This is a genomic window from Sneathiella limimaris (assembly GCF_012932565.1).
In the GTDB taxonomy this organism is placed as follows: Bacteria; Pseudomonadota; Alphaproteobacteria; order Sneathiellales; family Sneathiellaceae; genus Sneathiella; species Sneathiella limimaris.
The window spans coordinates 1,473,415-1,494,015 of sequence record NZ_JABBYJ010000001.1 but is presented as its reverse complement, the minus strand read 5'-3'; the positions used below and the strand labels follow the sequence as shown (position 1 = coordinate 1,494,015).

15 protein-coding genes are annotated in these 20,601 nt (G+C 46.5%); 7 read left to right on the top strand and 8 right to left on the bottom strand.

Translation table 11 applies throughout. The features are described from left to right. Positions 1 to 8: 8 nt before the first annotated feature. Positions 9 to 1,157 (bottom strand): NAD-dependent epimerase/dehydratase family protein, encoded by a 1,149-nt coding sequence (locus HH301_RS07220; protein WP_169567995.1) that lies wholly within the window; start codon positions 1,155 to 1,157, stop codon positions 9 to 11. 157 nt (positions 1,158 to 1,314) lie between these two features. Here HH301_RS07220 and wecB point away from each other — a divergent pair, with 157 nt between their 5' ends. Further along, positions 1,315 to 2,469, top strand: coding sequence for a non-hydrolyzing UDP-N-acetylglucosamine 2-epimerase (gene wecB, locus HH301_RS07215; protein ID WP_169567994.1), 1,155 nt, complete (start codon positions 1,315 to 1,317; stop codon positions 2,467 to 2,469). On the opposite strand, the gene HH301_RS07210 is transcribed toward wecB, so the two are convergent. The 4 genes from HH301_RS07210 to HH301_RS07195 form a co-directional block, all read right to left on the bottom strand. Continuing rightward, positions 2,466 to 3,494: a capsular polysaccharide export protein, LipB/KpsS family gene (locus tag HH301_RS07210; protein WP_169567993.1), complete on the bottom strand. Its 1,029-nt coding sequence runs from the start codon at positions 3,492 to 3,494 to the stop codon at positions 2,466 to 2,468. The two genes, wecB and HH301_RS07210, sit on opposite strands and share 4 nt — an antisense overlap. Continuing rightward, the gene (locus HH301_RS07205; RefSeq protein WP_169567992.1) at positions 3,491 to 5,062 is read right to left on the bottom strand and encodes a glycosyltransferase family 4 protein; all 1,572 of its coding nucleotides are present in this window, start codon (positions 5,060 to 5,062) and stop codon (positions 3,491 to 3,493) included. Before HH301_RS07205 ends, HH301_RS07210 begins: the two co-directional genes overlap by 4 nt. Positions 5,063 to 5,118: 56 nt before the next feature. Beyond that, a complete protein-coding gene (locus HH301_RS17865) occupies positions 5,119 to 6,552 on the bottom strand; it encodes a glycosyltransferase (protein WP_169567991.1) in 1,434 nt (477 codons plus the stop codon). Between the two features lie 96 nt (positions 6,553 to 6,648). Continuing rightward, positions 6,649 to 10,812, bottom strand: coding sequence for a matrixin family metalloprotease (locus HH301_RS07195; RefSeq protein ID WP_169567990.1), 4,164 nt, complete (start codon positions 10,810 to 10,812; stop codon positions 6,649 to 6,651). A gap of 338 nt (positions 10,813 to 11,150) precedes the next feature. Between HH301_RS07195 and HH301_RS07190 the strand changes: the two genes are divergently transcribed. The 6 genes from HH301_RS07190 (at position 11,151) to HH301_RS07165 (ending at position 16,903) form a co-directional block, all read left to right on the top strand. Next, complete coding sequence (locus tag HH301_RS07190) at positions 11,151 to 12,149, top strand: NAD-dependent epimerase/dehydratase family protein (protein ID WP_169567988.1); 999 nt, start codon at positions 11,151 to 11,153, stop codon at positions 12,147 to 12,149. A gap of 43 nt (positions 12,150 to 12,192) precedes the next feature. Beyond that, entirely contained in the window at positions 12,193 to 13,332 is a 1,140-nt protein-coding gene (locus HH301_RS07185; RefSeq protein WP_169567986.1) for a DegT/DnrJ/EryC1/StrS family aminotransferase, read from the top strand. 31 nt (positions 13,333 to 13,363) lie between these two features. Then, the gene (locus HH301_RS07180; RefSeq protein WP_169567983.1) at positions 13,364 to 14,020 is read left to right on the top strand and encodes a NeuD/PglB/VioB family sugar acetyltransferase; all 657 of its coding nucleotides are present in this window, start codon (positions 13,364 to 13,366) and stop codon (positions 14,018 to 14,020) included. Then, positions 14,017 to 14,286 (top strand): glycosyltransferase family protein, encoded by a 270-nt coding sequence (locus HH301_RS07175; protein ID WP_169567981.1) that lies wholly within the window; start codon positions 14,017 to 14,019, stop codon positions 14,284 to 14,286. Before HH301_RS07180 ends, HH301_RS07175 begins: the two co-directional genes overlap by 4 nt. Before the next feature lie 365 nt (positions 14,287 to 14,651). Continuing rightward, positions 14,652 to 15,944 (top strand): glycosyltransferase, encoded by a 1,293-nt coding sequence (locus tag HH301_RS07170; protein WP_169567979.1) that lies wholly within the window; start codon positions 14,652 to 14,654, stop codon positions 15,942 to 15,944. Then, positions 15,944 to 16,903, top strand: a complete 960-nt coding sequence (locus tag HH301_RS07165; RefSeq protein WP_169567977.1) for a sulfotransferase — start codon at positions 15,944 to 15,946, stop codon at positions 16,901 to 16,903. The genes HH301_RS07170 and HH301_RS07165 overlap by 1 nt, the downstream gene beginning before the upstream one ends. Here the strand turns inward: HH301_RS07165 and HH301_RS07160 are convergent. The 3 genes from HH301_RS07160 to HH301_RS17860 all read right to left on the bottom strand — a co-directional run bounded on the left by HH301_RS07160 (position 16,900) and on the right by HH301_RS17860 (position 20,599). Next, a complete protein-coding gene (locus HH301_RS07160) occupies positions 16,900 to 17,973 on the bottom strand; it encodes a polysaccharide biosynthesis protein (protein ID WP_169567975.1) in 1,074 nt (357 codons plus the stop codon). The two genes, HH301_RS07165 and HH301_RS07160, sit on opposite strands and share 4 nt — an antisense overlap. A 5-nt stretch (positions 17,974 to 17,978) precedes the next feature. After that, a complete protein-coding gene (locus HH301_RS07155; RefSeq protein ID WP_169567974.1) occupies positions 17,979 to 18,980 on the bottom strand; it encodes a Gfo/Idh/MocA family protein in 1,002 nt (333 codons plus the stop codon). A gap of 80 nt (positions 18,981 to 19,060) precedes the next feature. Beyond that, complete coding sequence (locus tag HH301_RS17860) at positions 19,061 to 20,599, bottom strand: capsular polysaccharide export protein, LipB/KpsS family (protein ID WP_169567972.1); 1,539 nt, start codon at positions 20,597 to 20,599, stop codon at positions 19,061 to 19,063. Positions 20,600 to 20,601 lie beyond the last annotated feature (2 nt).

Here is a 20,601-nt window from a genome sequence, read left to right as displayed (position 1 = left end):
TGTTACAATCAGGACCATTTTACACGTGGCATAATCTTCCGAGTGGCAATCTTATCCTTATACTTCAGGATTTTTTCTATCATGGCGGCCAGAACATCATCTGTCATGAAATGAGGTTCCAGTCCCAGTTCGATCAACCCGTGATGTTTCGCATTATAATAATGCTCTTCCATTTCCTTCCGCGGGTTTTCGATATTTTTGATTTTCACATCCAAGCCCATTGAGTTTCCAACACGATGAACCCGATCGGCAAGTTCATTGACAGTAAACTGTTCCGTAAACTGATTGAATATTCTGAGCTCACCCTTATTCGCAGGGTTGGTGGCCGCCAGTTCCACACAATTAAGCGTGTCCATCAAATTTAGGTAACCACGGGTCTGCCCACCTTTTCCATAAACAGTCAATGGGACACCTGCAATTGCCTGAACGAGAAAACGATTAACGACTGTTCCAAAAATATCATCGTAATGAAAATTGGGGAGCAAATCATCGGACAGCTGACTTTCTTCAGTTGACAGTCCATAGACCGGCCCCTGCATCAGATCAGTCACACGCAAGCCATAAGTCCTTACGTAGAACCATAGAAGATCAGTATCCAGAACTTTGGTCGTATGGTACAAACTACCAGCTTGGCGGGGATACAGAAATTTTTGGGTTCGACCATTATGCTCGATATCAATCCACCCCTCCTCAATATCAATGTTAGGCGTTCCATACTCACCCATCGTACCAAGCTTAACAATATGACAATCTGGACAATTTTCCAGAACGCTCCAGATCGTATTGAATGTCACACCAAGATTGTTTTGAAGCGTCATCTGGGCTTCATGAAATCCTTTCATTGAGTACGGTGCAGATGGCTGCTCTGCATAATGAACAATAGCTTCTGGCTGAAAGTCCTTTACGACCGTATTGAGAAACAGCATGTCAGCACAATCGCCAATCTTGATCTCAACCTTCTTCCCAGTTTGCTGATAAAAAACTTGTGCGCGCTCATCAAGATTAGGAGTTGGGATCAAAGCTTCTGAGTCAGTTTCCAATGCAATCTGACGTCTCTGATAATTGTCCACGGCCATTACATCGTGACCTTTTGCCGCAAAATGCATGACAGTTGGCCATCCCAGATAACCATCTCCGCCCAGTACCAATATTCTCATTGTCTCGCTCTTCGTCCTCTCGACATAAGTGTCTCAAAATTATTTTCCACAAAAGCGGATAGCTTTTATTTACAATCAGTTCCTGACCTGTGCTAAAGGTCTAGTCAGTTTAGATATATGAACCCAATTCATAGACGAATGAGACCGGAAAGTCTTCATGCAAATCCAATTAAATAAGTTAAGTGAAAAACCACTTTCTCCAGAAGTTGGCTTAGTCGTCGGCACTCGCCCGAGTATTGTAATGTTTGCACCTCTCATTCATAAAATGCGGGAAAGAAAAATCCCACATTTTGTGATCCATACAGGACAACATTTTTCGCCAAGTATGGATTCTGCTTTTTTTCAGGATCTCGAATTACCCCAACCCGACTATAAGCTGGAGGGCGTGTCAGAAAATAAAACCCATGGCAGCCAAACCGCAGCAATGCTGCAAGGCGTCGAGAAGATTTTGCTTCAAAGACTACCTTGCTTTTTCCTAGTGGGCGGAGATGCCAACACCAATCTAGCAGCCGCATTGGCAGCCCGAAAGCTCCATATTAACATTGGGCATATTGAAGCTGGAGAACGCTCATTCGACAAAAGAATGCCTGAGGAGCACAACCGAATTATGATCGACCATATTTCGGATTTCCTGTTCGCAACCAATGAAAACAGTATCAAGAACCTGAAAAACGAAGGCTTAACCAGTCATGTGTTCCTGACAGGTAATCCCATTGTGGATGCAACCCTACGCCACTATGAACTGACGAAGAAGAATGCGGAAATTCTCAGAGAGCTCAATCTGGAGCCAAACCGGTATTTGCTACTGACAACACACCGGGAGGAAAATGTTGACACTGTTGCCAACTTGAGAGGATCATTGCAAGGTGTACAAGATTTTGCCGCACAGAAAAGTCTGCCAGTGATATTTCCTGCTCACCCCAGAACTTTGAAACGGATTGATGAATTTGGCCTCAACGATTGGCTAAAAGATCTAGACCATATCAAAGTAATAGAACCTCAAGGGTACCTCAACTTTCTGGAACTGTTGGCCAGCGCCAAACTGGTTTTTACGGACTCTGGGGGCGTACAACAAGAAGCAGCAATTCACAAAGTTCCTGCCGTTACTCTCAGAGACAATACTGAATGGATTGAAACTCTTGATCTTGGTGCCAATCAGCTAGCCGGTTGTAACCCTGAGAGGATATTGGCCTCAGGTAACGAAATGATTTCTAAAGAAAGAAATTGGCCGACACCATTTGGAGACGGATCGACATCAGATCAGATTGCAGATATCGCAAATGAGGTCATCGGGCATTACAGTGCGAGCTAACCGTCAGCCAACCTGTTCTTGATCTTATCAAAATGATTAAGAAATCCGTCGGCAGTTGGCTTTCCTGTTTGTTCAAAGCCATAGAGATATTCTGATTTTAGCCAGGTTAAGAGTTTCAGCTGCTGCAAAACACGGCGCTGTCTAATCCCCACGGCTTCGTCCTGCAATTTTCTAAATCCGGCCGCAATATCTCGTGCAAATATTAGACTATCACTCTGATCGTAAAGAGAAAACCCACGTTGCAAGACTTGCTTTCCGTGAAAAAAAGCATCTATTGTCGAACCGGAGTTGATTGTACAGACCCAGTTGGATTTTTGTAGAAAATCACCGATCGCAGCAGTTGATAAAAAGATTATCTGATTATCCACATACTGCCTCAAGACCCAGGAGATATGATCACTCTCCAGATCTCGAGGATGTGGTTTGAAAACAACCCTAACACCAGTTTCTTTTGCTGCAACGCTAACCTCGTGAACAAAACCCCGGACAGTCACCTCAGAGTCATTTATGATTTGCCGATCCCGGCCGCTTTGCAAGGGAACAGCAACATAATTGTCAATTTTGACTGAACCATTTTGATCTTCAGGATATTTTGTTTTCTGCCCCTGTTTGTAACTTTCAATCCAATCAAGATCAGGTTCAATATTCGAAAGTAAGCCCGGAAGTTGCTCCCTAAATCCCGACTGCTCCCCCAAACCTCTATCAATAATGATTGACTGGTAGAGTGGCCCTGTTTCGAAATAATAGACAGTTTCAGCGCTAGAAATAACAGGTTTCTGCCATTCAAAACGCCCATTGAAACAAAGCAAGGTTTCTATTTTTAAGTTTTTCAGGAGCGAGTTCCGTGCAATATGAAAACGAACACCTCTCTTCACTGCCTTCCAAATCCACCCAGCAGGCGGAATAGCCTGTGGACTGATAAATATTGGCCAGCCCAGTTCGGCAGCCGTCTCTATCACCATATCATTCCAGTGATCAAGATGGGCCCGCCAGGCAAAACAGCAAATCGCACCTTTATATCTCAAGTGCGGGCCTCTGCTGCTTCTGATGCATGACTTTCAGCTTCCGAGTCTTTCATCTCTTGGTTTGTATTGTCATGAAATCTTAAATCCGATCCAGAAGGATCAGGTTCTGGATCTCTGTATTTGTGATATTGGACCTTAGCGTGGAACAATTCTTCTTTTGGCAGTTCCAGGCAAGCGACATGGACATCGTGGCCATTCTCCACGAGGGTTTTACTCATTCGGAAAATTCTGTCGTTTCGCTCAAGCCCCTTGCAAGCGAGTATAACTGTTTTGCCCTGTTGTGGTCCGCTTTCAGCCATAGCGGTTTGTACAGCTGCGAGGAATTGCTTTTCCTCCTCTTCCCAACACAACAGTTTATTGGCCTTTTTTAATGATTTTTCGAGTTGTTTTTGGCGCCTCTTCTCAAGAGAGAATAAGATTTTTTCGGCCATATCGCCAGGATCAGTCGCCTCATAAACCTCCCCAATATCGTAGTCGGCAACAATTTTTCCGATATCCCGCAAATTAGGGGCAACAAGGGGAACAGACGCTGAAATAGCCTCAAACACCCGATTAGGAAGACTAATTTCATTGTTTAAATTGCTGGGCCTTCTGACAATAGCCATAATATCCGCACCAGAGATATAGCGGATCAGCTCTTTCGGCTCACGGGCTTCAATAAATGTACACCTTTCAAACAAGCCGATTTTCCGGAGCTCGACATTTATATCTTTGCCTCCTTCCAGACGTTGGACACCGCCCAGAAAGACAAACCGGATATAGTCTGGAAGCTCTTTTAGCGCCTCCATCGTTTCTTCAAAACCATCCCCATAGTTGATGGTATTCAGAAAAAGGACAACCTTGTCATCCTTCTTACAACCGACATCCTTGCGGATTGAATTACTGGATTTAAAAGGCTGCGTATATCGACAGTTTCGCACGACGGTTGGCCGCGCGGCCCCTGTCTGTTCGGCAACCACATCTGCCAATCCATCACTAATACTGATCAGACTGTCTGCCCGCCGGATCAACTCATATTCAGTACTCATGATAAAATCTGCGGCATAGATATTGGTTGCATACCCTTTTTGAGCGGCAAGAGATCGATCCCGATAGTTCGGCACCTCTACGGCATCATAAAGCACTCTGGCGCCATATTTCTTTCGAAATAGCTCTGCGGCCTGCAATGAGTATGTATCATGGGCCAAACATAGCCTGACTGGTCCATCGGTAATATCTTCGTAGGCAAATTGCGCGAAATCGAAGGTTTTCTTCAAATGCCGAAGCCACAAGGCATAGTTTCGGTTTTTACGAAGCTCATTGTAGTTTGCAACAACAGTATCGCGGCGCTCTTCCAGCTCTCCAATCCGCTTCAGCAGCGCCAGACGTTTTTTCTCCAGATCCGCTAGCCGTTCAAGCAGCGCCTTGTTGGTTTTTCTCAGCTGAAACTTGACCTGCTGAATATGCCTGGAAATTTTTTCGTGCGCTTCCGGATCAGTTTTTTTCAGTTCAGCCAGAATGCGCTGGCCACCTCCTCGAGAGGATCCCTGTTTCTTCCACCTGGACGTAAAATCAAAAAACCACTTCATAACTCACCGAGCTTAGTATCCGAATGTCATCACTTTAGCAGGAGATATAGAAAGTTCTAGCGTTTGGATAAAGCTTTTGAAACACCTCTCGGAGTTTTCTTCTGCTCTGTACCATCCTCTGACGGCATTTCCATATACCTGACCCCGTTGACCTGGAGCTGTGGGTCGGGGATTTCGAGTGCCATGACGGTGATGTCATGCCCCCAGTTGGCCAGGGTCCGGGTATGTCGGTAAAACCGGCGGTTCGTCGTCAGCGGCTTGTTGGCCAGGCACAGGATCTTCCTCGGGGGATCCGAGGGGCTCAGAACCGGCGACATCGCGGCCTCAAAGGCGCCCTCTTCCTGTGACCAGCACATCTCCTTCGCCGTCGCTTCCATCCGCTCCCGGTAATAGTCCAAACGAGACAGCATCTTCTCTAGGGATCGGGCTATCGTCTCCGGCTGGCTCCCCTCATACACAACCCCACAATCATAGGTCTCGACAACCTCCTGCACATAAGGCAGGCTCGAGACCAGCATCGGCACCCGGCTCATGATCAACTCAAACACCCGGTTCGGCAGCATCGTTCGATGATTGCCAATCGTCGGGCGGATCGGAATGATTCCGATATCCGCCCCGCTGCGATAGCGGATCAGATCATCCGGTCCCTTCAGGTCGAGAAAATGCACCCGCCCTTCCAGGCCCTGACGGGCAATTCGCTCCTTCAACGGATCGCCCAGAAACGCCGGGATCCACCCCATGATCGCCAGGTGAACCGTTTCCGGCAGATGCTTCAGCGCCGTCACCGTCTCCTCAACCCCACAATCAATAAAGACCGAGTTCGGATACAGAACCAGCCTGTCCTCTGGTTTCAGGCCACAATCCCGACGGATCTCGTCATCCCGCTCAACCTCTTCATAATCCAGGCAGTTGCGGACAATCTTGGCCGGAACCACCCCGTCCTGAGCCCCATACCAGCCCGCAACCCCACGAGTGCCGACCATCAGTGCATCCAGCTGCCGGTAGATCTCCAGCTCATGCCGGTGGACCAGCGCCGTGCCCCGCTTCTCAGCCGCAAACATCTCACCAGCCCGGCCAGAGCGGCCGCTATATTCTGGATATTCAACCCCGTCATAAACCAGGGGACAGCCATAGCGCTCCTTGACCACACGCGCTGCCTCAAGCCCCAAACTGTCATGCAATAAACATAGATCATACTCTTCCGAGCCAAGCGCAGCCTCAACCCAGTCCGCATACCCAAAAACACGGTCAAAATGTCGCTTCCAGATCTTGTTGGCGGAACGGAAATTTGCCCTTACCGTTTTGACAGCCGCTCTCGACTGCTCCAACTGTCGGGTCAGTTTAGTAATCTCTAGCTTCTGCTGCTGAAGTTCCTTCTTTAAGGAGGCGGGATTTTCTTTTACCTTCTGAACACTCTTCCCGCCCTCCCTGTTTTCTGGGGAAGACTCAGTGTTAGTCAAGCGCAACAGCTTTTGGAGTGTTTTTTTCACGAGGTAAACCAGATAGTAGTCGAATTGGGTCAGGTCACTGAATATCAGCCTTCCGGACCTGACACAATCCCAACTTTGGGAGAGTTCGTCTCACTCCTAACTCTCATCCCCAACGGAAATACCCAGCGCTGTCAATTGTTCACTGGTTAGAGTCCCGAGGTCCGCATCACCGAGGAAATTGTCATTAATTTCAAACTGCATGGCAACGCCGCCATCCGGCACGACCGTAATCTCTGTTCCTGATCCCTTCTCCATCAGTTCAACCATCCCTGCCCGGTCAGCTGTGGCAATTTCATAGAAATCAAAGATCTGATCAAGATTAACTGAGAGATCATCATCAAGCCCGTCAAAATCAATAAAGGGCATATTGAAGAGCGTATCGACCTCATTGGTATTCAGATCCCGAACCTTGAGCATCAGTTCCTCAACGATAATTTCGTAATCTGAAGTATCTCCTTCAAACAGCGCCGTTGCGGCATGATAACCATTGAGAATATCTTCGCCGGCACCACCAATAAGCGTGTCGCCGCTATCCCAGGCAAACAAGGAATCTGCCCCAGCCCCACCGACGAGCAAGTCAGCTCCATTGCCATCCCTCAGGATATCATCGCCGTCCCCACCGTAGAGCTCATAGCCAAGACCATCGCTGTTGGACGCATCCAGACTGTCATTTCCACCCATTCCGTACATCACCCCACCGCCAGCAGGATCCAGGATTACGTTATCGTTGTCGTCGCCACGCAGGGTGTCTTCAAAGTCGGAGCCATAGATATTCTCAACATTGGAAATAACATCGTTACCTTCTGTGGCTGAGCTCGCAACACCTGTTCCGAGGTTAACCTGAACCAGCGATGCGGCGTCTCGGTAGTCGACAAAATCCTCACCAGTACCACCATCAACCGTGTCATCACCGGCACCACCGCGAAGTGAGTCATTCCCTGCATAACCCAAAATCTGATCTGCACCCTCGTACCCATAAAACACACTTGCACCAGCATCTCCGAACATCTGGTCTGCGGCATTGGTTCCGTATACTTCTGAATTACCATCCGCATAAACAGCATTCAATTCAGGTCCAATCTCGTCCGAGACAAAGATTCCAAGATCCGCTAAGTCCGATGCAGTAAGAGTTCCAACACTATATGTCGGTAAGCCCATATAATATAACCGATAGTATGAATGAAACTCGCCTCCGACAAAAACCTCTATCCGATGACCAGAGGTCTGAATGTGTTCAGCTCGTGTGTCTGCGCCCATGATCCCCAACGAGTCAAACAACTGATCAAAATCAATATACGTATAATCCCCATAGGAAGTAACATCTTCTTCAAAACGATCATCAAAACTGAATTCATATGCATTAATGACAGTATCTTGATCAGACGACACAAGATCATTAACTTCTATATAATCTTGAAAAACATCTATTTTGTATCGCTCAGCGGCCCCCTCATACATCAGAGTAAGGTTGCCATTTCCTTGTATCGTGTCATCACCCTGCCCCCCTCTTACTTTATCGGAATATGTATCTGGATTTGACTGGATAAAATCGTCTCCACCGCCTCCGTCTATAACATAGGCACCTCTCGACCCTCCTATGATCGTATCGTCATATCTGGATCCAATTATTCCCATCGGTGAAAATGAATTTTTTGTAAAATCTAACAACGTATCCGTGAAACCGTAGCCATCGTCACTAACTAAACCTGAGCTCAGATCAACTGAAATTCCATGTTCAATTTCGTCATCGCTATAGGAAACACTCGAATCATAGCCGCCTGAGATGCGCAATGTATCATTCCCTCGACCACCAAATGCTTCTCTGGCTTCGATATAGTCGTCTCCATCCCCACCGTAGACAGTATCTCCAAACGCCGAAATACTATCATTACCGAATCCACCGTAAATTGTATCTTCGCCATCATATCTGCTTGAAATTGTATCGTCGCCTAGCCCGCCATAGACAATGTCCGATCCGGCATCATCAGATATATTATCGTTGCCATCCCCGCCGAAAATGGTGTCATTACCGTCCCCACCATCAATCGTATCATCACCGTCCCCACCACTCAGGGAATAGCCATTACCTTCAGAGTCGATAACACTGATGCGATCGTCACCTCCCCTACCGTCTATTTCTCCCCCCCCTCGAATGTCAGAAATATAATTGTTTTCATCATTCCCAAGTAGGGTATCCCGATAGTCGGCGCTCTTACCCCCAAAAATATTTTCAATATTTAAAAGGGTATCATTTCCATCTCCCGTCGCAGTACCAGCATTCAAATCAACTCTGATTGCGGCCGCAACCTCGTCAAACCGAACAGTATCAGCACCATCTTCACCATCCAGGTAGTCATCACCTGAACTGCCGGTCAGTATATCATCACCTTCTCCCCCAAAGAGTTGATCTTGTCCACCATATCCGTAGAGGTGATCATTCGCAGAGGACCCTATGATACGTTCATTTTCATCAGTTCCGTTTGTATAACCACCAGATGCAGCTGCAACAGTAACGACCCTGTAAAGTCCATCGCCAAGCAGAAGATCATATTCAATATTTTCAACCCCATAGAGTGACAAAATTTGATCGCCGGCAATGTGGGTAATTTTAAGATGATCTCCCATATCCTGAACATCGTAGTCGGAGGCTCGCCCACCTAAATAGACGGTATCGACACCACCGCCACCTCTGACAATGTCATTTCCCAAATTTACATAGAATAGGTTGTCTTTGTCATCGCCAGCCATCGTATCATCATAAGCTGAGCCCCTAATCGCCTCGACCGTGCTAATCCGGACAATGCCTTCGCTCACAGAAACGCCAGCGGCCAGATCCACATCAACACCGTTTTTCGATCCGGAAAAATCAATAAGATCTAGGCCGCGCCCCCCGATCAATGTGTCAGCTCCACCGCCGCCAATCAGCGTGTCATCGCCACTACCGGCGCGCAGCTCATCCGCGCCTGTCCCTCCATCCATGTAGTCATTTTCACTGCTCCCATAGAGCGTGTCATCACCCGCGCCGCCATGCAGGGTATCATCCATATACTGGCCATAGATCAGGTCATCCCCGCTGCCACCATGAATGTAATCTTCGTCCTGACCACCGTTCAGATAATCATCACCCCCCTGCCCCATGAGGGTATCCCACCCACGAGAGCCTCTGATGGAGTCAAAATCTGTACCGCCATAGACCAGATCGTCCCCAGGTCCTGCATGCAGCCAATCCTCCCCTGCTCCGCCATCAATGGTGTCATGACCTAAATGCCCGACAATCCTGTCATCGCCACCGTTCCCGACCAGGTTGTCATCGCCCTCACTACCTCTTAAGGAGTCGGCAAAGCGGGTGCCGTTGACATTCTCGATATTACTGATCTCGCCCGCTTCATCCAGCTCATAGATACCCCTGGACAGCTGCACATAAGCTTTCACATTCGAGCTGGAAAAATCCACCCAGTCACTGCCAAAGCCACCGCTCAAGGTATCAACGCCGCCACCGCCGATCAGCGTATCATCACCGGCCCCTCCCCATAAGTACTCCCGAAGTGAAGAACCTGTCATGGAATTTGCGCCATCGCTTCCTCGAACTAACAGACCGTCAATGCCACGCAAAATCTCAATATCCGGGGCATTATCTGTTAGCTGGTAGGCGTCAACGATCCCATCCTGATTACCATAGAGCTCCCTAATTCCGTTGATGTCATCCGTTTTCAGGCTATTCATACTAGAGCCATATGTCGGCCACATAGCCGAGTTTCTGACATCACTGTGCTTTAACCCTAATGAATGGCCTATCTCATGCAACATCACACGAAAAAAGCTAGTTGCGGTCCAAAATGATCGCTCTGTCCCGTCTAAAAAAATATCCCCACCGTATGCATGGCGTGGATTTGGATATGCACCAAAAGCTAGATTATTCCCCGAACCATCAATGCTGCCCATAGAAATTCTGATGTCTGCACCCCACCCGTCACCAAGGTTTCCACCCTCATCACTCACTTGCACAAAATTAACGTTGGCGACGCTACTCCATGCTTCAAAAGCTTTAGCTGCCTGGGCTTCATAGTCAAAGCCCAGCTGTGCGTCTATATCCCAACTCCGCCCACTATATATGTCGACATCATCAATGTAATTCGGACCCACAAAACTGTAAGTCAGGGTTCCGCCAGACACGCCATCAGTTTCTGGCTGTTCTCCCCAAGTGTAATAGTTCGTTGAATAGGCTGCACCAATTTCGTGATGATGATCAGGATCTGTCATAATTTGTACGCCACTTGATTTCCACAGATAGACTTTCTGTTTAACACTTTCTTAACCTTTCACTATCAAAAAAGGAGAACAAAGTAAAACCCTACACCCCAAAAAGATGAGGCGACAGTCACACCATTGCTGATTGGCAGATGCCCAATCCCATTTTCCTTCCCAATTTTTTTCACGGGAAAGTGCAGAATTTCTGCCGTTCGGAAAAACTAATGCAGAATTCTTAATTTCAGTGGTTTTGACCTTTACTTGCCTCAAAAAATCAACAGTATACAAAGGGTGTGTTTTGGCACGGCAAATGACGAATAGCAAATTAGCGAATCTGACGAGTTGGATTAATGAAAAAAATTCTTGTGACCGGTGGCGGCGGATATATCGGATCATCCGTTGTAGATATTTTGATTGACCGGGGTTACCACCCAGTGGTGTTCGATACCTTTTACTGGGGAGCTGAAGGGATCGCCCAACAGAATAACAAGATTACTGTCATTGAGGGAGATGTCAGGAGCAGCCGTGACCTGATATATGCCCTGCAGGGAACCGAAGGCGTGATCCATCTTGCCGGGATAGTTGGCGCACCGGCCTGTGACAAAAACCCGCTTGCTCATTTCACAACCAATGTTGAAAGCACACAGACACTCGTCAACTGCATGACCGACCCTGAAATCGGATTGGTCAGAGACTTAATCTTTTGCTCTTCCTGTTCCGTGTATGGAAATGTGAACGGCCTGTTCGACAAGGTTGATGAAGGCTCAGAAACCATGCCGCTATCCTCCTATGCAGATGGAAAGCTCCGCGCGGAATCGATTATTATGGAGAAAGCCAAACAGGTTCCCCATTTCTCCCCAACGATCCTTCGACTGACAACTATTTTTGGCTGGTCCTTGCGCCCCCGTCTCGACCTGGTGACCAACCTGTTTGTTTATAAAGCCCTGAAAGACAAAAAAATTACGATCCATGGTGACGGCATGCAGTATCGCTCCCTGATCCATGTCCGGGATGTAGCTCGCGCGCTGGTTGATGCACTGGAAGCTCCCCGTTATGTCCGGGATCGGCAGATTTTCCATGTCGGTGAGGAAACCAACAATGTGACCGTTCGGGATCTGGCTGAAATGGTGAAAAAATATCTTCCAGAAACAGAAATCGAATATCAACAGGTTGAAGAAAGCGATCGCCGCGACTATCGGATCACTTGCCAGAAAATCAAGAACCGCCTTAACTGGCATGCCGATTACTCGGTGGAACAAGGTATTCAGGAACTGATCGAAAAGTTGCAGTCTGGCGTTATCGATCTGGAAGGGCCTCAATACCGGAACAACAACTTCGATTATCGCTAATCATTCCTGATTTCCCACTCTTTTCAAACATGAGAAAACCCATATGAAAATCAAGGTTGCCTCCCCCTCGATTAATCAGGCAGATGTGGAAGCGCTGAACGCGTCACTCCTTTCCGGCCATTTGACCTCAGGACCACGGGTTAAGGAATTCGAGCAGACTTTTGCCGACTATGTTGGTGTTAAGGAAGCTATTGCGGTGAACTCTGGAACAGCGGCCCTTCACGCTGCTCTCGCTGCCAAGAATATCGGTTTTGGAGATGAGGTCATTGTACCTGCCCTGACTTTCTTCTCAACAGTGACTGCGGTTATCCACCAGGGTGCTGTTCCGGTGTTTTGTGATATCACGCAGACTGATTTCAGTCTCTGCCCTGAAGACTTGGAAAACCATATCACCCCTAGAACCAAAGCGATCATCCCAGTCCATTATTTTGGCCACTCTGCCGAAATGGATAAAATCATGGAGATTGCCAATCGGCATGGGCTTTCTGTCATTGAAGATTGTGCCCAGTCTCATGGAACGATCTATAAAGGGAAAATGACTGGTAGCATTGGTGAATTTGGAGCGTTCTCCATGTTCGCCACCAAACACATGACCACCTGCGAAGGGGGCATGATCACAACCAATGACCCGGACGCTGCCGATTTCATGCGAAAGTTCCGGAGCCATGGTCTTGAGGGACGCAACGATCATACAATGCTCGGCTATAACTATCGCATGCCTGATCCTCTCGCCGCACTGGGTAACAGTCAGCTCAAAAGACTGGACCAGATGAATAGCGACCGGATCGCTGCTTCCGAGAAAGTCATTGCCGCCATTCAGGACATCGACTGGCTGGAAACGCCGATTGTTCCGGAACATGTAAAGCATACCTATTTCTGGTGTCATATTCTGATTGATGAAGACTTACTCGGAATGAAGACCTCTGAGCTGATCCAAAAGCTTTCTGAAAACGGAATTGAGTGCCGAAACAGATATGAAGAGCCGCTGTACAAACAGCCGCTCTTAAACGCAAATCTTCCTGAAATCCTCAAAATTTCTGGTGGGGACAATCTACCTGATTATGGTCGTCTCTTTCTCAAAAATTCAGAGCGCGTTGCAGGAAGCATTATTGGTCTTCCTAATCGTCCAGATTTGAGCGAGACAGAAATTACGAGAATAAGCGACGTCTTGAGATCCTTTTAACAAGACGTTTTTACGTACAGGCTGGAATAAGATGTCCATCATCTTGATAGGCGGGGGAGCGCAGGCAAAATATGCTGCTGAGACATTCCATCAGTTGGGGAAAAAAGTCTCGGCAGTCATTAACCTGCGAAATGGTCAGGAGCCACTGGAATGGTGCCATTCCTATGGGTTGAAGGCATATCCCCTAAAAGATCTTTCTCAAGTCATTCTGGAAACAGAAACCACAAAAGCCCTGCTATGTACTGCGTCCGCGAGCGAAAAAAAATCGCTGGAAAAACTGATTCAGGAAACCGGATTGGCTCTGACCTCGGCCATTCACCCCAAGGCCAGCATCGCCTCAACCGCTCATGTAGATGTCGGATGCATCATAAACGCCGGCGCTGTTATTCAGCCTTTTGCCCGCATAGAAAAAAATACCATGATCCACGCTAATGCTATCGTTGAACATGATTGCCATATTGGTGCGTTCTGCAACCTTGCACCTGGGTGCAAACTGGCCGGCTGGGTTACGCTGGAAACAGGTGTTACAGTATTTACTGGCGCCTCCATCATTCCAGGAAAGACAATCGGTGCAGGAAGTATTATTGGAGCCGGCGCTGTCGTAATTGACGATATCCCTGTAAATAGTAAAGTTGTTGGTGTCCCTGGCAAGCCGTCACCGACCAACCCCAAGGAGCTGCAGAATTGAACACCCCCAAGAGCCGTGCCTCAATCATTTCCTACAAGTTCATTCGCCACCACCCGCGGGTCAATAAAATCGCGGCCGCGATCGCAGACCAGGGTCATGAAGTCACAGTTGTCGGCTTCAGCGATCATGGCGACTTCAAGAAGGCAAGAGACTGGAGAACAAAGGTCAATTTTCGATTATTTCCCAAGCCGAACTTCCGTCTTTTTCTGTTTAGAATAATCTCCTTTCCCCTGGTTCTCATCTACAACATTCTGGCCCGCATCTAGGTGTAATTATGTCTACCACGGACAAGGTCTTTTGGATCGACGACAAAAAGCTGAAAAATGCCGATTTAAGTCTGGATTTTTCAAGACAGAAGCCCCTGAAAACTCTTCAGAGGTTATGGCAGTTTTTGGGAAAATTCAGAAAGAACAAGATCGTCCCTAACTTCCTTCAAGCCATAGGGACAGAGGGCACAGAAAAATCAGTAATCTTACGATGGCAAAGCCCTGAAAACCTCAAAAACTTTGTGCTCAAAATAACTCCGAACGGCACACAACAGCACCGCTTTGCATCCATCGATGGAAACCAACATAGTGTCAAGTTAGGTCCATTACCCCCTAGCGTATACCGATGGTGTATTATTGCACAAATGAAAGACGGTACTCGGGTAAGTTCTATCACCCGCAGCTTTCAGATGAATAAATCTGGCACTATTTCTTCACGGCCAAATGACATAACGCTCACAGCAATAATTGGGGAGATGTTTACACCTGAACTCGACAGAATACGTCTAGCGCAATTCCAGAAAAATCCAACGGATCAACCTTTCCAAACGACATCTGAAGTCATACGCAAAGGCAGTCGTTTCCTGAAACGGCCATTTCTCGTTTTCCTCAACAAGCAAATACAGCGATTGCGGAAATTTATGTGCGGGCAAAGCAAGGGATCGCTGCGCTTTGTCCGCATGATAGAAATTTTAATTTTTTCATCCCTCGTTTTAGTTCTCATCCGAAAGCGCAGAACCAAAATTTGGATTGCCCACGATCTATATGCGATCCCGGTCACATGGCTGCTGGCGAAGCTGACACGTGGGAAATTTATGTATGATGCGGTGGAAATGAGCCTGGGTCGGCAGCGCAAAACACCTCCTGGCTGGCTGAGTCGGAAAATCATCTTATGGTCTGAAGGGCGCAGTCGGAACGCGGACGCTGTCTTCGTGGGATGCCCTTATCTCAAAACGGAAATTGATGCTCGAAATGAGATTAACTCAACACTCATCTTAAACGGGCAGTTACCCGAACATGCAGAGACAGACATCAACCTCCGAAAACTGTTGAAAATTGAAGACCGACCAGAATTCAAGATTGTCATTTACGTTGGCTTTATTGCACCGGGGCGTGGGCTTGAAGAATTTGTGGAAGCCGTCCAATATTGTAAATCGAAAGTCGTGCTGGTAGCGATGGGACCAGGTCCCGAAAGCTACGCCGGGAAATTACAGATCCTCGGGGATCGAATAGCAACGGACAATTGCTGGGTAAGCCTTCGAAAAGCCGTAAAAGAAGACTTTGTCGTTTCCATATGTAAGCAAGCTGATGTCGGCATTTCACCTGTCAGCCGCGAGTTTGGAAATGGGAAATATGTTTTGAACAATAAGCTTTTCCAGTATATGGCTGCGCAAATTCCTATTTTGGCAAGTGACGTCCCTGGTGTTGGAGGTTTTGTTCAACGAGAGAAAATTGGCTTGGTTTTCGATGAACGGGACCCAAAAGACATTGCACGTGCAATCGACGACATTCTGGCCTTGAAAGCCGAAAATAAGGACCTTCAAAAAAATGTCGAGGAAACTTCTTTAAAATACGGGTGGCCTGCTCAGAAACTTCTGCTATTGGAAACGTTTAATTCTGCTGTTGAGAATCCATCAGGATTAGAGGAAGCCGGGTAATGGACCCTAGTCTGATTGTTATTGCATCAGGGAGCAGTAGTGGGAGCCATCTGCTGGCAAGGTTACTTTGTCATTTTCCGCCGCTTTGTGCCGGACCCGAACTTCAGATCTTATCTCAACCTGGATTGCTGAACGAAGCGGCCTACAAAAAGACGCTCCACGACGGGCTAAAACTTGACGCTCCATTTCATGTTCCCTTCCTCTCAGATACCGCGTCACACCTGGACCTGCTGGATAGAAAAATAATTGCGAACCGTAAATTCTACTCTTGCTCGACACAAGAGCAGAGGGAAATGATGGTCCACTCTACAAATTCAATACTTGAACTGATTGCATATCTGAAAAAAGATCTGATTGAACAACACGGATGGAAGAAGGATGCGGTTCTCATCGACCATGCTCCAATGTCATCAATAATGCTGAATGAAGCTGTCGAGAAAATCCCTGGGCTTAAAGTTATACATATTGTCCGAGATTTGAGAGATGTAATTGCATCTATGAGATCGCGACGTGCAATTGGCCCAAGATTTAAAGACCTGACTGTTGAGGAGATCGACAATTTTACTGCGCAGCAATGGAGCCTGTTAAATCACGCTGCCAATCAAATCGACGCTTTACCGAACTATGTGCGCATCCGATATGAAGAACTTGTGAAAAACCCGTTGCGGACTGTTGTCGATGCCCTAAGAGCAATCAAAATAAATTATGTTCACCAAGCGAAGAGGGATATTTCCGTCAACATTGAGCTTACCAAGCAGGAAGGTTGGAGAAACAGCCCCAATCAAAAAGTTTCAGACCAATCGGTAAATCGTTATGAAGATGAACTAACACCAGAGACCGTCAACAGGATTTTCCAGCTAGAGTTTGATTTCAAGAATTCTATAGGAACAGTCTGCCCTGCTGATCTGCAAAAACTTTACGGATATCCGACAGACTTTTCGCCAACTCGTTTTTCCTAGAGCAGTCTTTGCCGTAATTCTTCTTTCAAGACATTTGGTAGTTTTAAAAACTCGCGAATTTCAGCCTTGGTCATTAACTCTTCATTCGAAGAATTAAACACTCGGTCAACAGGTTTCGGCTCTCTACCATCGTATGTATATTCAAAAGAAGAATAAATATTTCTTGCCGCTGGTGTTACAACAAGAAGATCCTCTAGCTCAAAAGTCCGCCGAATTTCTTCATCAGTATTCAGCTCTTCAAACATTTTCTCGCCTGGGCGAGAGCCAATTATCCTAATCTCGATATCCTTTGGGTCACGACCGTATAGCGGAGAGATTTCCTCAATCATGACTTCGGTTAGATCAGCTATATTTACGACTGGCATCTTGGTGACAAACACTTCACCGCCCTTAACCAATGTTAGAGCCTCAAGAACCAGCAAGGCAGATTGCTCCAGGCTCATAATATAGCGACTCATATCTCTGTCCGTCAGCGTAATAGGTCCCCCATTGGCAATCTGCTTACAGAATGTAGGAACGACCGAGCCAGCTGAACCGGCAACATTCCCAAACCTGGTAGAAGCGTAAATCGTCTGTGCACCATCAACAGTTAAAGCGTTAGCTGCTGTAATCAGTCGCTCACCCATCAACTTGCTGGTTCCCATAACGTTAGTTGGATTCACCGCCTTATCAGAACTGGTAAACATGACCTTTTTGACATTGGCAGCTCGAGCGGCATTGATAACACTTTGAACACCCAAAATATTTGTATTAATCGCCTCTGCAGGCATGACCTCGCAAAAAGGGACATGCTTAAGGGCCGCTGAGTGAATAACGTAATCCATATTATGGAATAGATCTTTTAGCACCCCCTCATGTGAGATATCACACAGGAAAGTTCGAAAGTTAGGCGTATCAAAATAATTCAATTCGACATCATAAAGTGCCGTTTCGTTATTATCGAGAATTCTCACCTCTGAAACATCGACTGTAGACAAGAGCTTGACGATTTCTCCACCCACGGTGCCAGCACCGCCAGTAACAACGATCTTCTTACCGATGAAATTTTCTAGAATTTGCTTTTTATACATACTGATTATCTTGCCTCACACGCATCTTTAATAAGTTGCATCGCTTCCATGACCTTAACTGAGTCAGCAACAGTACTTCTGCAAGGAGCATTTCTAGAGCTTATCGCCCTGACGAACGCCCGCATCTGCACATCAAACAACCTTGAGGTCACAAACTCAATTTGATTATAACCGGGCTTGTAACCACCGGCTGGGGAAATGAGATAAACATAGTTTGGAAATTCTTTCTGAATTGATCCAAAAAAAGATCCATTGTCCCCTTGGACTTCCATAAATTGTGTAAAAGCTGGCGTTATCAAATCTGCCTGCAGGTTGATCAAGATCCCACTTTCCGTTTGAACCTTCAAAGTGACATAGTCCTCTGCATCGACAGATTGCTCTATCCCCTCGACTTCACGTATTGGGCGTCGCAGGTCCAAATCATTAATCTCGACCGAAATGACTTTACCAAAATACCAAATCGCCAGATCAAGCATATGGACCAACATTTCATTGATAGCCCCACCCCTTTCGCACTTCAGATGCTTCCACAAGCGGTGCCCCCCTCTTCCACCTATCCGAAATGAGACACTATTGATATTTCCGAGAACGTCTGAATGTCGATCGCTTGAAAAAACCCGACTGGCTTCCTCAAAAGCGGGAGCAAATCGATATATGAATCCGACCATTCCAATGAGATTACGCTCAGAAGTAATCCGTTCGAGTTCCTGGGCTTCCGCTAATGTATTACAAAGTGGCTTTTCACAAATCCAATCCTTGTTGTTCGCAACTGACATTCTTATAAGATCAGCATGTGAACTGGTTGGTGTACAAATATCCACCGCTTTGACTTCTGGGTCAGAAATTGCGTCCTCTACAGATTTGACGGGAAGTTGTTGTGCTTCACTTAGAGAAATAGCCGCATCAATATTACTGTCCGCAATCACGATGTCTTCGATGCCGGCAGCCCTTAATCCGGAGATGTGTTTCTCCGCCTGCTTTCCACAACCAATAAGCGCAATTCTCATTTAAAAAACCTAGATAATTAATAATTCCCCCATTAATAGCGTTTCAAACCACCTGATGGAATAAAAACTTCTATAGTTTGCTAATTTTTATTAATTGCTCCACCCTTCTTTCGACGCATTCGATATACAAGTTCCCATTTGATTTCCCTTAGAGTTTTACCCCGATAGACTTTCAAATGGGATGCCAGCTTTCCTGCACGCCGCCTTAAAGGAGAGGATCGTTCCAGATGAGCTGTTCTGAGCATAGGAAGATACAACTCTTTCGAGTTTTTTGATCGATAGAAAACTTCATCAAAACAATCCGAACCAGTGTTTCTTATTGGAAACAATTGAAAACAAAATGCTTCAATTAAAAAGTCCTCGAAACTTCGAAATTCTTCCAGCGAAAGCTGCCCACTTGCTGAACCTTTTTTCAACAAAGGGAGCAATTCTGCAGGATCTGTCAAATCATATGTAAATCCCCTTCTTCCGTAAAAAGGGCTACCAAGAACAATGGGTTTCAACCCAAGAGCAGCAGCATCAATACCAGCCTGAGAAGACAATAAAATCACCCAATCCGCATTCGACATAAGACATTCCAGCGGCTCGTCTTCATAGATGAGGACCCGTTTCTGAAGTTCGTCAGGAAAGGAAGAAATATAACGCTCCAACTCACACTTTGTTTTTGGGGATTTTACATTTGTACGACGTCTCTCCCAAGGATGAGTTTTAATCCGCAGCATGTAATCGGTCTGCTTCAATATTCTATTGATAATGTCTTTGTAAACTGGCCAGGATGCAATTCCGGTTTCACCTGTCTCTATCAAAGAAAAATCATTCATTACTTGAGTAACTAATAGGATTTCTTTTCGATCGGTTCGCTCAAGATCCACAAAGGAAGAAGTCCCAACTTTGACATTCTTGTTATTTTTTGATTTCAAAACCTTCCATGCTAATGACAGATATTCTGCACGCTCCAGCTCTGACGTCCAGTCTGGCAATCTTTGGATTTTTTCATTGATCCTTAATTGTGAGTTATTTGCAATCGGAGTATCGCGCTCCTCAAGATAAAACTCGTTGCCTGTCATGAAATGCTCAACTACAAAACTTCGGATACGGGATATTTTGGCAAGTCTTAATAGGGTCTTCGTGTATATATAACTGCCAGAAAACACAATGACATGGGTGAGGTCTGGTTTTCTTTTCAGTAATGTTCTCCAATAGTCGATCCACTCCATGGCTGCCGCCATGTTGAAAAGCAGCGTTTCTCTCTCTAAATCTATAATCTGCTGAAAAAGCTCGCTTCTTGAGGGGGGCAAAGAGCGCGACTGCCAGCTTTCATAGGTCAGCAATAAACTCATAAGCTCAGACCAGCAGCAATCATAGACTTCCACGCCATGATAGTGAAACACTTGCAGTTCGACATCTTGCAGCTGTTTCAGTTTTTCCAGGTATGGCTTCAACTGCTGCTGCCGCCACAAATAATTTCCATGGGCAGACAACCATTTTTTTGATGCCTTGTGATGAGTTAGAAGCTTGTCACCGTGCTTCAGATACCGTAATAAACTGGAAAAGCCCCTTTCGTGGAAATGCCAATCATCGGCTACCAGGACATGCATAGATTGTTTGCTCACGGCCACGA